A 17,739-nucleotide genomic window follows, 5' to 3' on the forward strand; every position below is an offset into this window, starting at 1 on the left:
AGGGTGATCCAGAGGCGGGCTTATGGTCTGCGCGATGAGGAGTATCTGCGGTTGAAAGTGCTGACCTGTATGCTGCCGGAGATATAGAAAATGCCCAAGATCACCCACTCATTTCCGCGAAGACCCACAATTTCAATGCCTCTTTTATGACAAGCTGCTCAGACCTGCAAAACCTGGTCGCTGAGGGGAAGGCCTATTATGCCGTCCATATTGAATGCCCCAAGACGCGCTTTAGCACAGGGGCAGGCGGCTTGTGATGGATTGTCCTTTAAAATGAGGGTATAAGCGGAGCTGATTTGTAAGGTAAGGTATCGAGGGCGCTCTTGCCGGTAGTTTACGAATTGCCGGTGATGAGCCGAATGATTTCGGAAAAAGAGATCTCTCCCTGCTCTTTGGTCCTGAGGTTCTTCCACTGGGCCTTTCCTGCCTTCAGCTCGTTCTCGCCGATAATGAGCGCGAATTCGGCGCCGAGGCGGTCGGCCTTTCTGAGCTGGCTCTTCAGGGAGGCGCTGCCGTAGTTGGGCTCGACCCAGAAGCCCGCTTTCCGTAGGGTCTCGGCGATGGCGAGTCCCTCGATCTCCGCCTCTCTGCCGAGGGTCGCGACGAAGACCTTGGGCGTCGGCACCGGAATCCCGGTACTCTCTTTGAGCAGCGCGGCGAGCCGCTCCATGCCGATGGCGAACCCTATGGCGGGGGTCGGAGGGCCGCCGAACTCTTTCACCAGCCGGTCGTACCGCCCGCCTGCGGCAACCGCCTTCTGGGCTCCGAGATGTTCGCTCGTCACCTCGAAGGTCGTTCCCGTATAGTAGTCGAGGCCCCGCACCAGGTTGGGATTCAGGGTGTACCGGACGCCCAGTATCTGCAGACGGGCGAGCAGCTCGTCAAAATGCTCCCTGCACCGCGTGCAGAGATACTGCACTACTTCGGGTGCCCCTTTCCTGAGCTCGATGCACCGCTCCACCTTGCAGTCGAGGATCCTCAGGGGGTTGGTCGTATACCTGCGCTGGCAGTCGGCGCATAAGTCGGGAAGCCTGCTCTCGAAAAACTTCATGAGGGCGTTCCGGTAGTCCGGCCTGCATTCGATGCAGCCGATGGAGTTGAGCTCGAAGGAGAGCTCCCTGAGCCCGATCTCACCGAGCATGTTCCCGAGCATCACGATCATCTCCGCGTCGAGCGCCGGTTCGGCCGCGCCGAAGGCCTCTGCGCCTATCTGGTAAAACTGCCTGAACCGCCCTTTCTGCGGCCGCTCGTACCTGAACATGGGGCCGGCATAATAGAACTTCTGCGGGGCCGGCAGGTTGTAGAGGCTGTGCTCCACATAGGCCCGCACCGCAGGCGCCGTCCCCTCGGGCCTCATCGTCACGCTCCTGTTCCCCCTGTCGGTAAAGGTGTACATCTCCTTCTCGACGATATCCGTCGCCTCGCCGATGCTCCGGACGAATATGTCCGTCGACTCTATGATAGGGATCCTTATTTCCTGAAACCCGTAGCGGTGAAAGACAGCGCGTGCGGCGGCTTCGATGTGCTGCCAGAGGTAGATATCCGGGGGGAGGATGTCCTGGATGCCTTTGAGGGCATTATAACTCACCGGTCTCTTCGCCCTCTCTCTCTTTGTCGAACTCGAGCATCTTCATGTGGCTGTCGATGAGCCGCTTGATCTCTTCCTTGAAGTGGCGCCTGATGCCCTTGAGATCGACGATATCCTCGTGGATCTTCACCACCTTCTCCTGCGCGTCCTTGATCATGCCGTCGGCCTTCAGCTCCGCTTCCTTCATGATGAGCTCGGCCTCTTTCCGCGCATTGGTCTTGTAATCCTCGACCATCTGCTGGGCGGTCATCAGCGTCTCACGGAGGGTGGCCTCCATGTTCCGGTGTTCCTGCAGCTGCTCGTCAGCCCTGCTCAGCTGTTCCTTCAGCGAAGCGTTCTCCCTGAGAAGCTCCTCCAGCTCCTCTCTTACCAGCTCAAGAAACGAATACACCTCGTCGACATCGAATCCGCGAAACCGCATCGGGAACTGCTTCTGCTGAATATCGAGCGGCGTAAGTCTCATGACAATACTCCTCCTTTTATTTTATAGCCAAGCTCAAACAGCGAACTGATAAGGAACTTCTGGATGAATATAATAGCAAGAATGACGACGAGAGGAGAAATATCGATCGGTCCCAGGCGGTAGCCGATGAGCCGCCGGATGGGAGTGAGCACCGGCTCGGTAATCGAGTAGAGGAAACGGACGATAGGATTGTACGGGTCGGGATTCACCCAGCTGATGAGCGCCGTGATAATGATGATCCACTTGTAAATATCCAGCAGTATATCGAGCACATTGGCGACTGCCAGAACCAGGTTGCCAAAGATGAACATGTTCCCTCCTTAACGGATAGCGTGCCGCGTCGGCGCCGGCATCATACCCGGCGCTACGCCTTATTGCCCAGCTCCTCGGCCCGCCGCTTCGCTGCAGCCAGGGCATCGGCGACGACGGCCTTCAATCCTTTCTCTTCGAACACGGCGAGCCCGGCGGCGGTCGTGCCTCCGGGCGAGGTGACCATCGCTCGCAGCTGCTCCGGCGTCATGCCGGTCTCGAGGAGCTTTGCCGTCCCGAGGAGCGTCTGCTGGCTGAGCTCCGCAGCATGCTCCCTGGCGAGCCCCAGCCGCCCGCCCGCATCGATCATCGCCTCGACAAAGAGGGCGATGAAGGCGGGGCCGCTGCCCGAGACCGCGGTGACGGCGTCGAGGTATTTTTCGGGAAGCGTGAGCACCTTGCCGACGGACATGAAGATCTCCCGTACTCTCGCGACCTCCCGGTCGTCGAAGCACTCGCAGAGGGAGAGCACCGACATGCCCTCGAGCACGAGCGAGGGGGTATTCGGCATGACCCTCACGAGCCTCTTCGTTCCGAGCTTCGACTGCAAAAAGGCGAGCGATATGCCGGCAGCGATCGAGACCACGGTCGTCTCCGGTGGCACGTCAGCGGCGATCTCATCGAGCACCGGACCCATGTTCTGCGGCTTCACGGCAAGGACCACTATGCTGCAGGAAGATGCCACGTCGCGGTTCGACGCGGTCGTCCTGATGCCGTACGCCTGCCGGAGAAAGGTCCGCCGTTCCTCCCTCGGCTCCGATACGAGAATGTCCCGCATCCCCTGGCCGGCCATGCCCTTGATCAGGGCTTCCGCCATATTGCCGCCGCCTATGAACCCGATCACTCCCTGCTCCTTTCGCCGGCGGCAAGCCTCTGCTCCACTGCAGCGGGGGAACAGCGCCGCCTTTGTTCCGGCCGCGCTCCGAAGATGTCGGCGCCGATCCTGACCATGGTGGCGCCTTCCCCGATCGCCACTTCGAAGTCCCCCGACATGCCCATCGAGAGCTCGGGAAGACGATATCCCTCTCTTTCGGCCCTCTCCCGCAACTGCCGGAGCCTTCTGAAATAGGGGCGGGCCGGTTCGGGATCGTCAAAGAGCGGCGGCATGGTCATCAGCCCTTTTACGCGGAGGTGCGGGAGCGCTGTTAGGGGCTCGAGGAGGCGCATCGCTTCCTCCTCCGCGATGCCGTGTTTCGTCTCCTCTTCGGATAACTTCACCTGGATAAGAATGTCCTGGATCTTGCCCGCTTTCTCCGCATGCCGGTCGAGCTCCCGCGCCAGCTCGAGGGAGTCGACGGAGTGAATGAGGTCGAAGAGGAGCACTGCGTGTTTGGCCTTGTTCTTCTGGAGGTGGCCTATCAGGTGCCATTCGACGCGAATAGCGCGAAGCTCTACAGCGAGCGCGGCGATCTTCTGCTGCGCCTCCTGGACCCTGTTTTCGCCGAACACCCGGAGCCCTGCGTCGATCGCCTCCCGGACGACCGTGTGGTCGACGGTCTTGGTGACTGCGACGAGCCGGACCTCTTCAGGGCTTCTCCCGGCGCGCATGGCCGCATGGCTTATCCGTTTATATACAGACGATATTCTCTCTATAAGCATTTGTAGACTATAGTAGTATCTATCACAAATAAATGCAAGATTGCTCCCTGTACCGGAGGATTACCGGGAAGGAGCATTTGGAGCGGCATGGGCAGCCTTGGCGGAGCCAGGATGGCGGAGCGGGCTGCCCCGCCTCGGAGACGGGCCGGACGCCCGTCGAGAATGAGCGAAAATGCTCCTTCCCGGTAATCCTCCGGTACGATATACGCTATAATGGCCGGGCCGGGTATGATATAGTACAGTATGCTGCAAAAGGTCTCATTCAAGTTCTCCCTGCATGCGAAGCTGATCGGTATGATGCTGTTCCTGAGCTTCATCCTCATCTCGATCCTCCTGTTCTTCTATTCGAGGTCCGAGCGCGCGCTTTTCCGCGAGATAGAGCGGCAGACCGTGGAGCTCACCAAGGCGATACAGATCGGGGTGGAGGAAGTCACCAGTTCGGGAATCACCGACGAAGCGCGGCTTTCCAAGTACCTGAAGCGGCTGAATGCCAAGGGAGTGAAAGAGGTCTCGATCATCAGCAACGCCGACGAGATCGTCGCGAGCACCAATCCCTCGAAGGTGGGCCAGGCGGTGACCCACAAGAGAAAGGAGCTCATCATCAAGGCGGAGCTGGGAGAGCCTGTCTCCGAAGAGGGGCAGACCTACAACGTTATCGTGCCGGTCATTGCCGGCGAGACCCAGTACGGCTATATCCATTTGCGGATCAACAAAGACGACTTCTCCGACATACTCAAGGACAACGCGATTCAGAGGGTCCTGGCGACGCTCTTCGTCTTCGGCATCGGCATCATCATGACCGTGCTGCTCTCGCGCTCCTACACCCGTCCCATTCAAGGGGTCGTCGATGCGAGCATGCGGGTCGCCGCAGGAGATCTGAACCAGAGCATCCCGGTCAGGAGCAATGACGAGATCGGGCAGCTCTCGAAGACCTTCAACTTCATGGTGACCAAGCTCCGCGAGAACCGCCTCCTCGAGGAGCGGCTGCGCGAGGCAGAGCATCTCTCGGGGCTGGGACAGCTTTCACGGAGCATGGCCCACGAGATCAGGAACCCGCTCAACTTCATCAACCTGAGCATCGACCACATCAGCGCAAAGTACCGGCCCCGGGATGCGGGGGGGCAGGAAAAATTCGACAGCCTCATCACCGGCATGAAGCAGGAGATCCAGCGGCTGAACAAGCTCGTCAACGACTATCTCGATTACAGCAGGCCGCTGAAGCTGAATACCCGGCAGGTCGAGATCGACGCCCTGCTCGAGGATGTGCTCGCGCTCGTCTGGGCAAAGGCCGAGGCCGACGGGATAGCGATCGTGCGGGAGAGCACGACGAAGGCGGAGCTCGTGGTCGACCCCGACCTCTTCAAGTCGTGCATCATGAATGTCATTACCAATGCGTTCCACGCCATGGGGGCGGTCCCGGGGAAGGGCCTCTTGCGGGTGAAGGAAGAGGTCGTGGGCGACGAGTTTGTGCTCACGATCGCCGACAACGGAGAGGGGGTCTCGCCGGAACATAGAGAGCGGATCTTCGAGCCGTTTTTCTCGACGAAACAGAACGGCCTCGGCCTCGGGCTCCCCATGACGCGGCGGGTCATGGAAGAGCACGGCGGACGGGTCGAGCTCAACAGCACGCCCGGGAAAGGGAGCGAGGTGAAGCTCGTGCTCCCTCTCTCGCCTCTATCGAATGTGCGGCAGCATCTCTCGTGAGCAGGGTGACGGAGCATGGGTTCCATAGTTGTCATTGACGACGAACAGCGGCAGCGCGACATCATCAGGACGATCCTCGAAGATGAGGGATACGAAGTGCGCACCGCCTCGTCCGCAGAGGAGGGGCTGGAGCTGATCTCCGCCCTCGGCCCCGATGTGGTGATTACCGACCTCAAGATGAGCGGCATGAGCGGTGTGCAGCTGCTCGATGCGATCCCGGACGATACTGTCAAGCCTGCCGTGGTCATCATGACGGCCTACGGCACCATAACGTCCGCAGTGGAAGCGATGCGCAAAGGGGCCTTCGACTATCTGACCAAGCCGCTCGAGAAGGACGGCATCATCATTACCGTAAAAAAGGCGATGGAGCGGATGCAGCTCCTCAAGGAGAATATACGGCTCCAGGACGCCCTCTTCCAGAAGTTCAAGATGGAGGGCATTGTCGGCACCTCGCCGCGCATGAGGGAGATCATCGAGCTCGCCAAGAAGGTCACTCCTACGGCGGTGACGATCCTTATCTACGGTGAGAGCGGCACCGGGAAAGAGCTCATCGCCCGGGCGATTCACTACAACAGCCCCCGCAAGACCGGTCCCTTCACGGCGATCAACTGCGCCGCCATCCCCGACAACCTCATCGAGAGCGAGCTCTTCGGGTATGAGCCGGGAGCGTTCACCGGCGCGACGCACCGCAAGGTCGGGCTTTTCGAGTCGAGCGACAAGGGGACCATCTTCCTCGACGAAGTGGGAGACCTCCCCCTCATGACACAGACGAAGATACTGCGGGTCCTCCAGGACAAGGAGATCAGGAGGCTGGGAGGCAAGGACAGCATCAAGACCGACGTGCGGATCATCGCGGCGACGAACAAGGACCTCGAGAAGGAGGTCGCTGCAGGGAGGTTCAGGGAGGACCTCTATTACCGCCTCAAGGTGGTGACGCTCGAGCTGCCGCCGCTCCGGGAGCGGAAGGAGGATATCCCTGCCCTCGTCTCGTTCTTCATCGGCAAGTACAACAAGGAGTTCGGAAAGCGGATCAAGGGGATGAGCGATACGGTCATGAAGGCGCTGACAGCGTACCACTGGCCGGGCAATATCCGGCATCTCGAATCGGTGATCGAGCGGGCGGTGCTCATCAGCGATGCGGATACCATCGGGATGCAGGAGATCAGGAGCGAGCTGAAGCTCCCGCAGGAGCGGGGCCTTCTCGATATCGATATCCCCGATGAAGGCATCAATTTCGAGGAGCTCGAGAAGGAGCTCATCAAGAAGGCGATGCTCAAGGCAAATAATGTGGCGGCCAAAGCAGCGCGGCTGCTCGGCATGACCTACAAGACCTTCTGGTACCGCCTCGAGAAGTTCGGCATCCAGGCCGCCTCCCCAAAAGAGGATAGTTTGCCCGAAAAAAGGAACTGAGTCATCTTATTTCCCTCCCGGTCTTTTACGCACCACTCCCCTTTTACGCCGTCTTTCCCTCTCCGTACTGCCTTATACGGCGGCTCGGCCGATCCTCTTCCGGCATTGGCACAAAAGTTGCTATGCTGGTGGATGCCAAAAATGACACGTGCCGAAGATTGGGAAAGTGAAAAGGAGGTGATTCAGGGATGAGGAAGGTTATCGCATTGGTTGTCGCACTGCTCTTCGCGCTCTCGCTCTCGACCGTCGTGTTCGCAGCCGAGAAGGCAGCTGACAAAGCTGCTCCGAAGATGGAGGAGAAGAAGGCCGACGGAAAGGCTGACGACAAGGCAGCCGACAAGAAGGCTGAGAAGAAGACCAAGAAGGCAAAGAAGGAAGAGAAGAAGGAAGAAGTGAAGAAAGAGGAAAAGAAGGAAGAGAAGAAGGCTGAAAAGAAATAATCTATTCCTTGTTCCTTGTACATGAGGGCAGGCGGTTGTCATCGTCTGCCCTCATGTATTACCATATCGATAAAATCCAAACCGTAAGGGGGCCTTAATGAAGAGAGCTCTTGTGCTTGTCGTTGTGACGCTCTTCGTGATTGCCGTAGCCGGACTCGTCTCTGCCGCGGAAAAGGCGAGGGTAAAACAGATCACTGGCGAGGTCGTCACTGTTGACGCAGCTGCCAAAACATTGACCGTGAAGGGGAAGAAGGCCGAGGCGGTCGTCACTACCGACGATAAGACCGTCGTCAAGCTCGGAAAAGAGAAGAAGTCCCTCTCCGACGTGAAGATCGGGGATACCGTAATGGTAAAGTATACCGAAGCGGGAGGCAAGGCTGTTGCGAAGAGCATCGAGATCAAACCGGCAAAGGCCGCTGCAAAGGCCGGCAAGAAAGCAGCCGAACCGGCGAAGCCTGCTGAAGCGGCAAAGCCGGCGCCCAAACCTGCAGAGCCGGCGAAGCCCGCAGCAAAGCCGAAATCCGGCGGCTACTAAGCCGGTCCGGACCGCGAGTAACGGAAGGGGCTCCGGTGAGCCCCTTTTTTTTGACCTTTTCCCTGTTGCTGCGATACAATAGAAAACTTTTTTATCGAATTCAACTGCGCATAATTCGTTTGGAGGCACAGAGTAATGATTACCGTCCAGCTTGCTGATCGTCTCAAGAGTCTGCCGCCCTACCTGTTTGCATCGATCGACAGGATGAAACAGGAGGCGCTCGCAAAGGGAGTCGATCTGATCGACCTCAGCATCGGCGACCCCGATATCCCTACCCCCGCGCATATCGTAGAGGCCATGCAGAAGGCTGTCGAGAAGCCGGCGCACCACCGCTATCCCTCTTATGAGGGAATGCTCCCGTACCGCGAGGCGGTGGCAGCGTGGTACAAGGCGCGCTTCGGCGTCACCCTCGATCCCAGGACAGAGGTGCTCTCCCTTATCGGCTCGAAAGAGGGGATCGGGCATATCCCGCTCGCCTTCGTGAATCCCGGCGATGTGGTGCTGGTCCCTTCTCCGGGGTATCCGGTATACCCTGTGGGGACGTTATTTGCAGGGGGCGAGCCGTACCTCATGCCGCTCAGGGAGGAGAGGGGCTTCCTTCCCGACTTTACGGCCATCCCTGAAGAGATCCTGAAGCGGGCCAAACTGATGTTCCTCAACTATCCGAACAACCCGACGGCTGCGGTTGCGTCAGCGGCGTTCTTCAAGGAGGCGATCGCCCTCGCCGCAAAGTACGACATCATCATCTGCCACGATGCCGCCTACTCGGAAATGTATTATGATGGGCAGAAGCCGATGAGCTTTCTCGAAGTCGATGGTGCAAAAGAGGTGGGCATAGAGTTCCATTCGCTCTCGAAGACCTATAACATGACCGGCTGGAGGGTCGGCTTCGCTGTCGGCAACCGCGACGTGATCGCCGGGCTCGGCAAGGTCAAGAGCAATCTCGATTCCGGCATCTTCCAGGCTGTCCAGGAGGCAGGGATCGCAGCCCTCTGGACCGATGAGCGGACCCTCGATGAGAACAGGGCTGCTTACCAGAAGCGGCGCGATGTGTTGTACGAGGGGCTGCGGGGCTTGGGAATGGAGGCCGCGAGGCCGGCGGCGACGTTCTACTTCTGGGCAAAGGTGCCTTCGGGCTTTGACTCGACCGCGTTTGTCACGCATCTGCTGAACAAGGCCGGCGTTCTCGGCACCCCGGGAGTGGGATTCGGCGCACCGGGAGAAGGGTACATACGGTTTGCCCTCACCCAGGGCGTCGAGCGGATCCGGGAAGCGGTGGAAAGGATAAAAGGCGCGTTATAGCGTCTATCGTGTTTATAGCGTTTATAGCGTTCAGCGTTACAGCGTTTGTCGCGTCGGGCAGTTTATACGCTATAACGCGATAGACGCTATAAACGCGATGAACGCGATGAACGCTATAACGTATATCGGCATCGGCTCGAATCTCGGCGACAGGCGCGCCAACTGCTTGAGAGCGGTAGCGCTGCTCAAGGAGAGGGGCATTGCGGTAACGAAGGTCTCCTCGCTTTACGAGACGAAGCCCTGGGGGATGGCAGAGCAGCCCGATTTCATCAATATGGCTGTCGAGGCCGAGACGGCGCTCGGCCCGGAAGAGCTCCTGGAGCTGCTCAAGGACGTGGAAAGGGCGATGGGAAGGGAGCCGTCGATCACCTGGGGACCGCGGCTCATTGACCTCGACATCCTTTTGTATGATGATATTCCTATCGATAAGGAGCGCCTGCACATTCCGCACCCGCTCATGCAGCAGCGGCGCTTCGTGCTCGAGCCGCTCGCCGAGATCGCGCCGGACAGGGTGCATCCGGTGCTGAAAAGGACGATACGGCAACTCAAGGAGGAGCTGGACAATGCTGAAAACGCTTAATGTAAAGAGCAGGTCGAAGACCGAGCTCATCGATATCACCGATGAGGTCCGCGAGCTCATCAAGGAGTCCGGGGTGACGAGCGGCGTCTGTCACCTCTACGTGCCCCATACGACCGCGGGCGTTACCATCAACGAGGGGGCCGACCCCTCGGTGAAGCGGGATATCCTCACCACCCTCAACCGCCTCATTCCGTTCGAAGGCGATTATCAGCACATGGAGGGGAATTCGGCGGCGCACATCAAGTCGACGCTGGTCGGCGCAGCGCAGTGCGTTCTGGTCGAGGACGGCAAGCCCCTCCTCGGGACGTGGCAGTCCATCTACTTTTGCGAGTTCGACGGGCCGCGCCACCGGAGAGTGCTGGTGAAGCTGTCGTAGGCTTCGCCTGCGAGCAAAGCCGCAGTTCCCGCTCTTCCCCGCCCCTGCTCTCTCCCGCGCCCGCCTGAGCCGGACGGATTTGCGGAATCCCTCCCGGTCTCTATAAGATAAAATAAGAGATACCCATGGCAGAACAGGAAGAGGCCTACAGTGAGATCGAGCACCTGAGGATCGAGGTAAAACGGCTCAGGGAGGCGCTGGACACCCTGACCCCTCCACTCGAGGTGCTCCTCAAGCGCCGCGGTTTCCGGATATACAAGCGTGAGCCCCGCGACGACCTCCTGGTCCCCGAGGACCGGTTCGTGGGGGAATATTATGAAATGCTCAGGCGGTACTCTTTCAGGCTCTTTCTGAGGGATGTCATCAAGCACCAGCCCTCCTTCACCACGGCTCAGGTCGCGCGGTATGCAACACGGGCCGTAACCGAGGCATATGCCGCCTTTCTCGTTGCGATAGGGCTGGCCGTCCCCGAAGACACGTCCTATCGTCTCGCCAGAGGACCGGTCAAGAGCTTCGGGACTACCCTTGAATGGTTCGTCGCCGAGCTGTTCAAGCGTGCGTTTTCGGCCGAGGCTATCTGGGGCGTGAAAATGAAACGGCCGCAGGTGGGCGGAGACTATGACCTGCTCGCGAAGCTGGACGGCTCGCTGCTCTACATGGAGATAAAGTCATCACCGCCCAAGCAGATATACCAGCGGGAGATAGGCGCCTTCTTCGACAGAGTACGCGACCTGATGCCGGAGCTCGCCCTCTTTTTCGTTGATACGGAGCTGAGAATGAAAGATAAGATCGTCCCCCTGTTCGAGGAGGAGCTGAGGGGCAGGTACGCCTCTCCTCCCGCCGTGGAACGGATGGAAAAGGAGCTCTTTGCCATAGAGGGCGCCGGGATAAATCTGCCGGACCTGTTTATAATAAACGCCAAGGACAGCATCGAAGGCAATATCCAGAAGGTGCTGACCTGCCACTACCGGAGGCATCGGTAGTTCGGCCAGGGAGCATCGCCGCCCCGATGCGCATGAGCATGAGCATGAAAGGAGGGCACGTGAGCGAAAAGAAAGAGCTGTGTATCGTTTGTGCATGGAGGGAGACCTGCCAGAAGCAGTTTATCCTGAAGGCGGGCCAGCGCTGCCCCGATTTTGCAAAGGATCTGACGATAAAGGAAGAGAAGGAAGATACCGGGAAAACGGCGTAACTCTCTCGCCTTACCAGCAGTCGATGCTCTTCAGCGAGAGCTCCACGGTCTGCTTGTAGGAGGTCAGCCCCATGACGTCGAAGATTTTTATCGCCGCAGCGTATGCAGCCTTCGCTTTGGCGACATCGTCTTTACGGCTGCGCCTCCGTGAGAGCTGGAGATAGAGGTCCCCGATAGCCGCCTGGATCGTGGCGAACTCGACCGATCCCTCGCTTACGTATTCCAGGGCCTTCCGGTTGAGCGTTATTCCCTCTTCCAGGAGCGCCTCGGCAGGCTCGAGCTCGAAGAGCCGCATCTTCACACTGCCGAGCTTCTGGTAGACCGCCGCACGATCATTGCTGAAGATGAGGACCTTGTCCTCATGGGAGAGCTGCAGTATCCGCTCGTAGCAGGCCGTCGCGTCTTTCAGGAGCTCCTGCCTGAGCGTCCTGTTCTGTTCATTGTCATCGGCGTCCGCCAGGTAGAGGGCCATGCTCGTGCTGTAGTCGGCAAGCTCCTGGAGTGACGCGAAGTGCTCGTCGGCGCTGCCAGCAGCCTCCCGGTGCGCCACGAGCTCTTTGGACATGTCGACGGCGCATTTCATGAACTGGATATCGTCGGACAACGAGAAGAGTTTCTTGAAGGAGAGGGCTTTTGCCTTTACGATCGCTGCATGCTCCACCGGATACGGGCCCGGGGTGTAGATGCGCGATGCCTCGTCGTATGCCTCGATCGCTTTCATGAGAGATTGCTCGGCCCCCCTGCGGTGCTCGGTCTCCGCGAGCTCGAAATGGATATCGCCGAGCGCCTGGTGTATCGAAGCCCGGACCCGGGCCGCATCGCCGGGCGGAGCACCCGCCTCCTGCGCAAAGAGGTCGACAAAGGTGAGGGCCGACGCAAGCAGCGATTCCGCTCGTTTGAGATAGGCCGTGCGGTCCCTGACCTGGAGCTTCGTAATGCAGGCGAGATAGAGCAGCCCGAGATGGTAGTAGGTTTCTCCTCTCTTCAGCTCCTCGCCGATGCCGATGCCCGCAGAAGGCAGATGCCGGAGAAATTCCTCATAGCTCTGAATGGCGCTGCTCGAGAATTCGGGAGCGCCGCCCGCCTTCTTCCGGAAGCACTGGCCCTCACCATACCTGCAGAGCGCGTAAATATCGGGGAAGAGCATTCCCCTTCCGCTGCCCGTTGCGGAGCGGCTCACCTCTCCATAGATTTTCAGCGCGTCGTCCAGCATGCCGTTCTGGACAAGGGCCTCGGCGTTGTCCAGCCGGGCCAGGAGCTTCTGGCGCGTACGCTTTCGCGACTCCTCGAGGGCGTAGTTATAGAGGACTGCGCCGGCGACAATCGCGATTATTCCTATGAGACTTCCGAAGAATACCGTGAACACGATACTGCGTTCTCTTCCTCCGGCGGGCAGCGGGCTGCTCCCGGCAATGGATATGCTTTCCTTATCGGGGAAAAGAGGAAGCGGTACACTCCGGCAAGCCCTCCGTTGAGGGGGGGGGACTAACGGACGTGTCTGCCTTTCGGCTTGAGGCGCTTCAGGAGCGTACGGGCATCCAGGGCGTTCAGCACGTCGCCCTTCTCCAGCCACCCTCTCCTGGCGATAGATACCCCGTAGCTCATGAAGTCGAACTGGTTGGTGACATGGGTGTCGGTGCTGATGACGAGGGGGATGCCCCTCTCCTTTGCCTTCCTGACGTACCGGTCGGTGAGGTCGAGACGGAAGGGCGAGGCGTTGATCTCGAGGGCGGTGCCGGTCTCCGCCGCCGCTGCAAAGAGCGTATCCATATCCAGCTCATAGGCATCCCGCTCGCCGATGAGCCTGCCCGTGGGATGGCCGATGATGCTTACATAGGGATTCCTCATGGCGGCGACGATCCGGGAGGTGAGCTGGTCTCTTGATTGCTTGAACCCCGAATGGACCGAGGCGACGACGATGTCGAGCTCCTTCAACGCCTCATCCGGGAAATCGATGCTGCCGTTGCTCCTGATATCGACCTCGGTGCCTTTCAGCACCCTGAATCCCTTCAACTTCTTATTCAACGCATCCAGCTCTTCGCCCTGTTCGCGGAGCCGCTCAACGGTCAGGCCGTGCGCTACGGCGAGGCTCCGGGAGTGGTCGGTTATGGCGATATAGGAATACCCGTGCTTCCGCGCCGCTTCCACCACCTGCTCGAAGGTATGGGCGCCGTCGCTCCATTTGGAGTGCACGTGGAGATCTCCTTTCATATCGTCGAGGGTTATCAGCTGAGGGAGCGAGCCCGTCAGCGCCGCCTCGATTTCCCCCTGGTCTTCCCGAAGCTCGGGGGGCACATAGGAAAGGCCGAGAATGCGATAAACATCCTCCTCCCTCTCGCCGCCGAGCTTCTTGTTATCCCTCTCGCGGAAGATACCGTACTCGTTGATCTTAAGTCCCTTCCTCACGGCCATCTCCCGCAAGCGTACGTTGTGCTCTTTGCTCCCGGTGAAATAGGCGAGGGCTGCGCCGTAGGAATCCTTCTCGACAACCCGCAGGTCCACCTGGAGCCCCTCAGCGATAATGACGCTCGATTTGGTGGGACCGTGCGCCAGAACCTCTTTTACCTGCGGGAGATTCACGAAGACCTCCATCACCTGATCGGGCTTCTGTGAGGTGGCGAGGAGATCGATATCCTTGACCGTGTCTTTCCATCTCCTGATGCTTCCTGCGATATCGAGATTGCCGACCGGGGCTTTCTTCTTGAGTTGTTCGTAGATATCGTTGGCGACCGGCAGGACCTTGCCGATGGGCTGCCGCTCCTTGCCCCGCTTGATCATCCGGATGCCTTTGAGGATATTCTCTTCCGTCTTCGCCTTGATGTTCGGCAGCTCCCTCAGCCTGTGCTCCATGGCGAGCCTCTCGAGCTCATCGAGACTCTTCACCTGCAACTGCTCATAGAGCTGTTTCGCCGTCTTGGGGCCGAGGCTCGGCACCGCAAGGAGGGTCAGCAGTCCGGCAGGCATCTCCGCCTTCAAGTCCTCATATGCCTTAATTTTTCCGGTCGCGAGATACTCCTCGATCTTGCCGGCCAGGTCCTTGCCGATGCCGGGGATCTTCGTAAGCTCTTCGCGGGAAATGTTCTCGACGTTTTTCGAGAGGCTTTCGATGTTCAGTGCAGCCCTGCGATAGGCGCGGATGCGGAAGGGGTTCTCGTCCTTCAATTCGAGGCGGTCAGCGATCTCGTTGAACAGCCGGGCGATCTCCTGGTTCTTCATGCCACCGGCTCCCTCTGCATCATCTCCCTAAGCATCCGCGCATTTTTCGGCGCATAGCCGAACGCATCGTTATTGAAATAGATGAACACGTCTTTCCCGTTATTCATATACGCTCTTATCCGCTCCGCATCGTGCTCGAGGAACTCTCGCGAATAGTCTCCGTCGATCCCTTGTGCGCCATGCCGCCGCAGGTAGACGAAATCAGCGGTAACCGGCAGATCGAAATTGAACTCCGGCGCATCGGCCATGCAGATGCTCACTTTATTTCTTTTGCAGAGATCGATCACCTCATCGGTGATCCAGCTCTCGTGCCGGAATTCGAAGGTCTGCCGGGCGGGATACTTCTTGAGGAGCTTGAGGAACGTATACAGCCTGTCGCTATCCTCGTGAAAGTTCGGCGGCAGCTGCCAGAGGACGACCCTGAGCTTCTCCTTCAGGGGAGCCGCCCTCTCGAAAAAGAGATCGAGCGAATCCTTGGAGTCCGCGAGCCGCTTCAGGTGGGTGATGAACCTGCTCCCCTTGATCGCAAAGGCGAAGTCGGCAGGGGTATCGTGGTACCAGTGGTTGAACGAGCTGACGAGCGGGAGCCGGTAGAAGGTGACATTCAGCTCGACGGTAGAGAAGACCGACCGGTAGTATTCGAGCCACCGCTTCTGCGGCAGCCCTTCGGGATAGAAGGTCCCTTTCCAGTGCTTGTAGTTGAATCCGCTGCAGCCGATGTAGAGCTTTGGCATACCTAAATTGTATCACGTGAAAGAGGAATGGACTTCCGAAGTGGTGCGCGCTGCCTTTGCTCTTTCTTGACTCCCCGCGCGAGACCCGATAAAATCCCATGAGAGCTGCATCAAATATGAATAAGGAAACGGCAGGGCGCGATCCGTAAGTTCTCTATGGCACGGGATATTAGAATTTGCTTTATCGGCGATTCATTCGTTAACGGTACCGGTGACGAAACCGCGCTCGGGTGGGCGGGGCGTCTCTGCGCCGCCGCTTGTCAGAGCGGCATACCGGTCACCTATTACAACTTAGGCATCAGGCGGGATACGAGCAAGGATATCCTGCTTCGCTGGGAAAATGAGTGCGCCCTGCGGCTGCCTGATTTTTGCGATGGGCGGGTCGTCGTCTCGTGCGGCGTGAACGATACGGTCATTGAGGATGGAACGCTGCGCGTTCGCCCTGAAGACTCCTGCGCTCATATCCGCGAGATCCTGCGCGGAGCACAAAAATACGGCGTGATCATGGTCGGCCCGCCGCCTGTCGATGACGATGAGCAGAACGTGCGAATCAAGGCCCTTGCAGCCGCTTTTGAGCACGAGGCAAAAGGACTGGGCGTCCCGTACATCGACCTCTTCACGCCTCTCGCCGCCGATGCCGCTTTCAAAAAGGAAATTGCCGGCAATGACGGTGCCCACCCGCGGAGTAACGGCTACTTGAAGATGGCAACAATTATTAGGTCGTCACCACAGTGGTGGTTCCCTGCGCCCTAGGAGAACGTCGGCATAAACGCGCACGGGCCTCGCCTCACTCAGGACGTTTGCATCCCGTCGCCTCTCGAGTGGTACGAGAAGTGCTCCCGTGGCATTGCCGAGGCGCGCTCCCTCCCGAAAGAGTGCAGGAGCTCGACCTCGCCCTGAAGATCGCCGTCGGGATTGAATAGTAAAACAGAACAACTAAGAGATAAACTCCTCAGTATCAACCTCCCTCTGCATAAAGCCCCCCCCTCAAGCCCCTGGCGCAGTTTGCTGATTTTATATACCGTTTCCTGCACCATAGGTACACCAGCCATCAATCAACATCAACACGCATTTGTCGAGAATAAGCTCGAGCATTTGCGGCTTCCTTTGCCGCTTCTGATGCACTCTGTTTAGAGCATTGCCATTATACCCTACAATGTAGTATAATGAAATATGGGAATTGTTAAGAAGACTATCGGCAGAAGCGAGTATGCATACCTTGTCACGAGAGAAGGCAAAAGAGTAGTGCACAGGTATCTCGGCCCTGCTGACAGACCTGATGTGAAGCAATTCATCGAAGAAAGGAAGGGTTTGCAAATGGTGCCCGAGAGATTTCGTGCCTTATTCTGGGATACCAGTCTAAAGAACATTCATCTTAAAAAGCACGCGCGAAATGTCATTGAAAGGGTTCTTGAGTACGGGAATCTGGACGCTATACGGTGGATACAGCAGGTCTACCCTACTCAGACCATTATTGAAGTCCTCCGTACGAGCCGGGCGGTAAGTGAAAAATCCCGTGGCTTCTGGGAGATATGGTTCGGAGGCAAATATGCATAAGGAATGTTTGCCCTTAAAAGGATGGGCAGTACTCGGCTCTCTTAAAGAAACAGTTTCTGATTATCAAGCGGTGCTGGCGGGGGGGACGGCGCTGGCGCTTCATATCGGCCATCGGGTTTCTGTAGACCTGAATTTTTTCACTGAAAAGGACGTTAAAGTGGACCCCCTGATTAAAAAAATAAAGACTGCGGGAATGGTCTTCCAAGTAACTTCAGAAGGCGAGGGGTATTTAGTTGCTGAAATCGATGGAGTGAAATTCTCTTTGATTCACTATGAATACCCGTTTACTGCCCCTGTTCTCTACAAAGGCATCCTAATCGCGAGTATTCTTGATATTGCCGGCATGAAAGCTGTTGCCCTAAGTCAAAGAGGGACGAAGAGGGATTTTGTGGATATGTACTTCGTCCTCCAGGGCATCCCTTTCCATAAAATAGCTGAGCACATGGTAAAAAGATTCGGCAAAGAGAGAACCAATCCCGTCCATATAGGAAAGTCGTTCACCTACTTTGCCGATGCAGAGTCCAACTACGACCCCGAGTACATAGGGAAGAAGGTGTCGTGGGAGGCGGTGAAGACGTTTTTCAGGAAACACGCGAAACAGTTTACGCTTGATTTGGACGTTGCCGTTACGAACGGCCCTGCGAATTGACATGAGTAATCTAATGCAGGAGAAAGGGGAGGAGAAAGGGGAGGAGAAAGGGGAGGAGAAAGGGGAGGAGAAAGGGGAGGAGAAA

General features: G+C 58.0%; 20 protein-coding genes. 12 read left to right on the forward strand and 8 right to left on the reverse strand.

The window, feature by feature from the left end; genetic code table 11:
• Positions 1-334: 334 nt before the first annotated feature.
• Genes hisS through AB1805_16810 form a run of 5 tightly spaced genes read right to left on the reverse strand, consistent with a single transcriptional unit; the run spans position 335 to position 3,959 of the window.
• Positions 335-1,588, reverse strand: a complete 1,254-nt coding sequence (hisS, locus tag AB1805_16790) for a histidine--tRNA ligase (GenBank protein MEW5747088.1) — start codon at positions 1,586-1,588, stop codon at positions 335-337.
• Complete coding sequence (locus AB1805_16795) at positions 1,578-2,051, reverse strand: DivIVA domain-containing protein (protein ID MEW5747089.1); 474 nt, start codon at positions 2,049-2,051, stop codon at positions 1,578-1,580. Before AB1805_16795 ends, hisS begins: the two co-directional genes overlap by 11 nt.
• Complete coding sequence (locus AB1805_16800; protein MEW5747090.1) at positions 2,048-2,362, reverse strand: YggT family protein; 315 nt, start codon at positions 2,360-2,362, stop codon at positions 2,048-2,050. The genes AB1805_16795 and AB1805_16800 overlap by 4 nt, the downstream gene beginning before the upstream one ends.
• Positions 2,363-2,415: 53 nt before the next feature.
• On the reverse strand, positions 2,416-3,204 hold the full coding sequence (gene proC / locus AB1805_16805; GenBank protein MEW5747091.1) for a pyrroline-5-carboxylate reductase: 789 nt from the start codon (positions 3,202-3,204) through the stop codon (positions 2,416-2,418).
• Positions 3,201-3,959 carry a YggS family pyridoxal phosphate-dependent enzyme gene (locus AB1805_16810; GenBank protein ID MEW5747092.1) on the reverse strand — a complete coding sequence of 253 codons (759 nt, stop codon included), beginning with the start codon at positions 3,957-3,959 and terminating at the stop codon, positions 3,201-3,203. The genes proC and AB1805_16810 overlap by 4 nt, the downstream gene beginning before the upstream one ends.
• 243 nt (positions 3,960-4,202) lie before the next feature.
• Between AB1805_16810 and AB1805_16815 the strand changes: the two genes are divergently transcribed.
• From AB1805_16815 to AB1805_16855, 9 genes are all read left to right on the forward strand, one after another.
• Positions 4,203-5,663, forward strand: a complete 1,461-nt coding sequence (locus AB1805_16815) for an ATP-binding protein (protein ID MEW5747093.1) — start codon at positions 4,203-4,205, stop codon at positions 5,661-5,663.
• 15 nt (positions 5,664-5,678) lie between these two features.
• A complete protein-coding gene (locus tag AB1805_16820) occupies positions 5,679-7,073 on the forward strand; it encodes a sigma-54 dependent transcriptional regulator (GenBank protein MEW5747094.1) in 1,395 nt (464 codons plus the stop codon).
• Positions 7,074-7,261: 188 nt separating this feature from the next.
• Positions 7,262-7,513: a hypothetical protein gene (locus AB1805_16825; GenBank protein MEW5747095.1), complete on the forward strand. Its 252-nt coding sequence runs from the start codon at positions 7,262-7,264 to the stop codon at positions 7,511-7,513.
• 97 nt (positions 7,514-7,610) lie between these two features.
• Positions 7,611-8,048 (forward strand): hypothetical protein, encoded by a 438-nt coding sequence (locus AB1805_16830; protein MEW5747096.1) that lies wholly within the window; start codon positions 7,611-7,613, stop codon positions 8,046-8,048.
• Positions 8,049-8,183: 135 nt separating this feature from the next.
• On the forward strand, positions 8,184-9,350 hold the full coding sequence (locus tag AB1805_16835) for an LL-diaminopimelate aminotransferase (protein ID MEW5747097.1): 1,167 nt from the start codon (positions 8,184-8,186) through the stop codon (positions 9,348-9,350).
• Positions 9,351-9,456: 106 nt separating this feature from the next.
• Complete coding sequence (folK, locus tag AB1805_16840; protein ID MEW5747098.1) at positions 9,457-9,930, forward strand: 2-amino-4-hydroxy-6-hydroxymethyldihydropteridine diphosphokinase; 474 nt, start codon at positions 9,457-9,459, stop codon at positions 9,928-9,930.
• Complete coding sequence (locus tag AB1805_16845; GenBank protein ID MEW5747099.1) at positions 9,914-10,306, forward strand: secondary thiamine-phosphate synthase enzyme YjbQ; 393 nt, start codon at positions 9,914-9,916, stop codon at positions 10,304-10,306. The genes folK and AB1805_16845 overlap by 17 nt, the downstream gene beginning before the upstream one ends.
• Before the next feature lie 125 nt (positions 10,307-10,431).
• A complete protein-coding gene (locus tag AB1805_16850; protein ID MEW5747100.1) occupies positions 10,432-11,289 on the forward strand; it encodes a hypothetical protein in 858 nt (285 codons plus the stop codon).
• Between the two features lie 59 nt (positions 11,290-11,348).
• The gene (locus AB1805_16855; protein ID MEW5747101.1) at positions 11,349-11,498 is read left to right on the forward strand and encodes a hypothetical protein; all 150 of its coding nucleotides are present in this window, start codon (positions 11,349-11,351) and stop codon (positions 11,496-11,498) included.
• A gap of 10 nt (positions 11,499-11,508) precedes the next feature.
• On the opposite strand, the gene AB1805_16860 is transcribed toward AB1805_16855, so the two are convergent.
• From AB1805_16860 to AB1805_16870, 3 genes are all read right to left on the reverse strand, one after another.
• Positions 11,509-12,864: a hypothetical protein gene (locus AB1805_16860; protein ID MEW5747102.1), complete on the reverse strand. Its 1,356-nt coding sequence runs from the start codon at positions 12,862-12,864 to the stop codon at positions 11,509-11,511.
• A gap of 119 nt (positions 12,865-12,983) precedes the next feature.
• Positions 12,984-14,714 (reverse strand): DNA polymerase/3'-5' exonuclease PolX, encoded by a 1,731-nt coding sequence (polX, locus tag AB1805_16865; GenBank protein ID MEW5747103.1) that lies wholly within the window; start codon positions 14,712-14,714, stop codon positions 12,984-12,986.
• A complete protein-coding gene (locus tag AB1805_16870; GenBank protein ID MEW5747104.1) occupies positions 14,711-15,448 on the reverse strand; it encodes a DUF72 domain-containing protein in 738 nt (245 codons plus the stop codon). Before AB1805_16870 ends, polX begins: the two co-directional genes overlap by 4 nt.
• Before the next feature lie 156 nt (positions 15,449-15,604).
• Between AB1805_16870 and AB1805_16875 the strand changes: the two genes are divergently transcribed.
• The 3 genes from AB1805_16875 (at position 15,605) to AB1805_16885 (ending at position 17,654) form a co-directional block, all read left to right on the forward strand.
• Complete coding sequence (locus AB1805_16875) at positions 15,605-16,201, forward strand: GDSL-type esterase/lipase family protein (GenBank protein MEW5747105.1); 597 nt, start codon at positions 15,605-15,607, stop codon at positions 16,199-16,201.
• 420 nt (positions 16,202-16,621) lie between these two features.
• Positions 16,622-17,005: a hypothetical protein gene (locus tag AB1805_16880; GenBank protein MEW5747106.1), complete on the forward strand. Its 384-nt coding sequence runs from the start codon at positions 16,622-16,624 to the stop codon at positions 17,003-17,005.
• Positions 16,998-17,654: a nucleotidyl transferase AbiEii/AbiGii toxin family protein gene (locus tag AB1805_16885; GenBank protein MEW5747107.1), complete on the forward strand. Its 657-nt coding sequence runs from the start codon at positions 16,998-17,000 to the stop codon at positions 17,652-17,654. The genes AB1805_16880 and AB1805_16885 overlap by 8 nt, the downstream gene beginning before the upstream one ends.
• The last annotated feature ends 85 nt before the right edge of the window (positions 17,655-17,739 follow it).

The sequence above is a fragment of the Nitrospirota bacterium genome (genome assembly GCA_040752355.1).
GTDB lineage: Bacteria > Nitrospirota > Thermodesulfovibrionia > Thermodesulfovibrionales > Dissulfurispiraceae > JBFMCP01.

What these genes read in the sequence shown, in the direction of transcription:
- AB1805_16795 (MEW5747089.1), bottom strand. Translation starts at nt 2,051, where the DNA reads ATGAGACTTACGCCGCTCGATATTCAGCAGAAGCAGTTCCCGATGCGG.
- AB1805_16800 (MEW5747090.1), bottom strand. Translation starts at nt 2,362, where the DNA reads ATGTTCATCTTTGGCAACCTGGTTCTGGCAGTCGCCAATGTGCTCGAT.
- AB1805_16810 (MEW5747092.1), bottom strand. Translation starts at nt 3,959, where the DNA reads ATGCTTATAGAGAGAATATCGTCTGTATATAAACGGATAAGCCATGCG.
- AB1805_16815 (MEW5747093.1), top strand. Translation starts at nt 4,203, where the DNA reads ATGCTGCAAAAGGTCTCATTCAAGTTCTCCCTGCATGCGAAGCTGATC.
- AB1805_16820 (MEW5747094.1), top strand. Translation starts at nt 5,679, where the DNA reads ATGGGTTCCATAGTTGTCATTGACGACGAACAGCGGCAGCGCGACATC.
- AB1805_16825 (MEW5747095.1), top strand. Translation starts at nt 7,262, where the DNA reads ATGAGGAAGGTTATCGCATTGGTTGTCGCACTGCTCTTCGCGCTCTCG.
- AB1805_16830 (MEW5747096.1), top strand. Translation starts at nt 7,611, where the DNA reads ATGAAGAGAGCTCTTGTGCTTGTCGTTGTGACGCTCTTCGTGATTGCC.
- AB1805_16835 (MEW5747097.1), top strand. Translation starts at nt 8,184, where the DNA reads ATGATTACCGTCCAGCTTGCTGATCGTCTCAAGAGTCTGCCGCCCTAC.
- folK (MEW5747098.1), top strand. Translation starts at nt 9,457, where the DNA reads ATGAACGCTATAACGTATATCGGCATCGGCTCGAATCTCGGCGACAGG.
- AB1805_16845 (MEW5747099.1), top strand. Translation starts at nt 9,914, where the DNA reads ATGCTGAAAACGCTTAATGTAAAGAGCAGGTCGAAGACCGAGCTCATC.
- AB1805_16850 (MEW5747100.1), top strand. Translation starts at nt 10,432, where the DNA reads ATGGCAGAACAGGAAGAGGCCTACAGTGAGATCGAGCACCTGAGGATC.
- polX (MEW5747103.1), bottom strand. Translation starts at nt 14,714, where the DNA reads ATGAAGAACCAGGAGATCGCCCGGCTGTTCAACGAGATCGCTGACCGC.
- AB1805_16870 (MEW5747104.1), bottom strand. Translation starts at nt 15,448, where the DNA reads ATGCCAAAGCTCTACATCGGCTGCAGCGGATTCAACTACAAGCACTGG.
- AB1805_16875 (MEW5747105.1), top strand. Translation starts at nt 15,605, where the DNA reads ATGGCACGGGATATTAGAATTTGCTTTATCGGCGATTCATTCGTTAAC.
- AB1805_16880 (MEW5747106.1), top strand. Translation starts at nt 16,622, where the DNA reads ATGGGAATTGTTAAGAAGACTATCGGCAGAAGCGAGTATGCATACCTT.
- AB1805_16885 (MEW5747107.1), top strand. Translation starts at nt 16,998, where the DNA reads ATGCATAAGGAATGTTTGCCCTTAAAAGGATGGGCAGTACTCGGCTCT.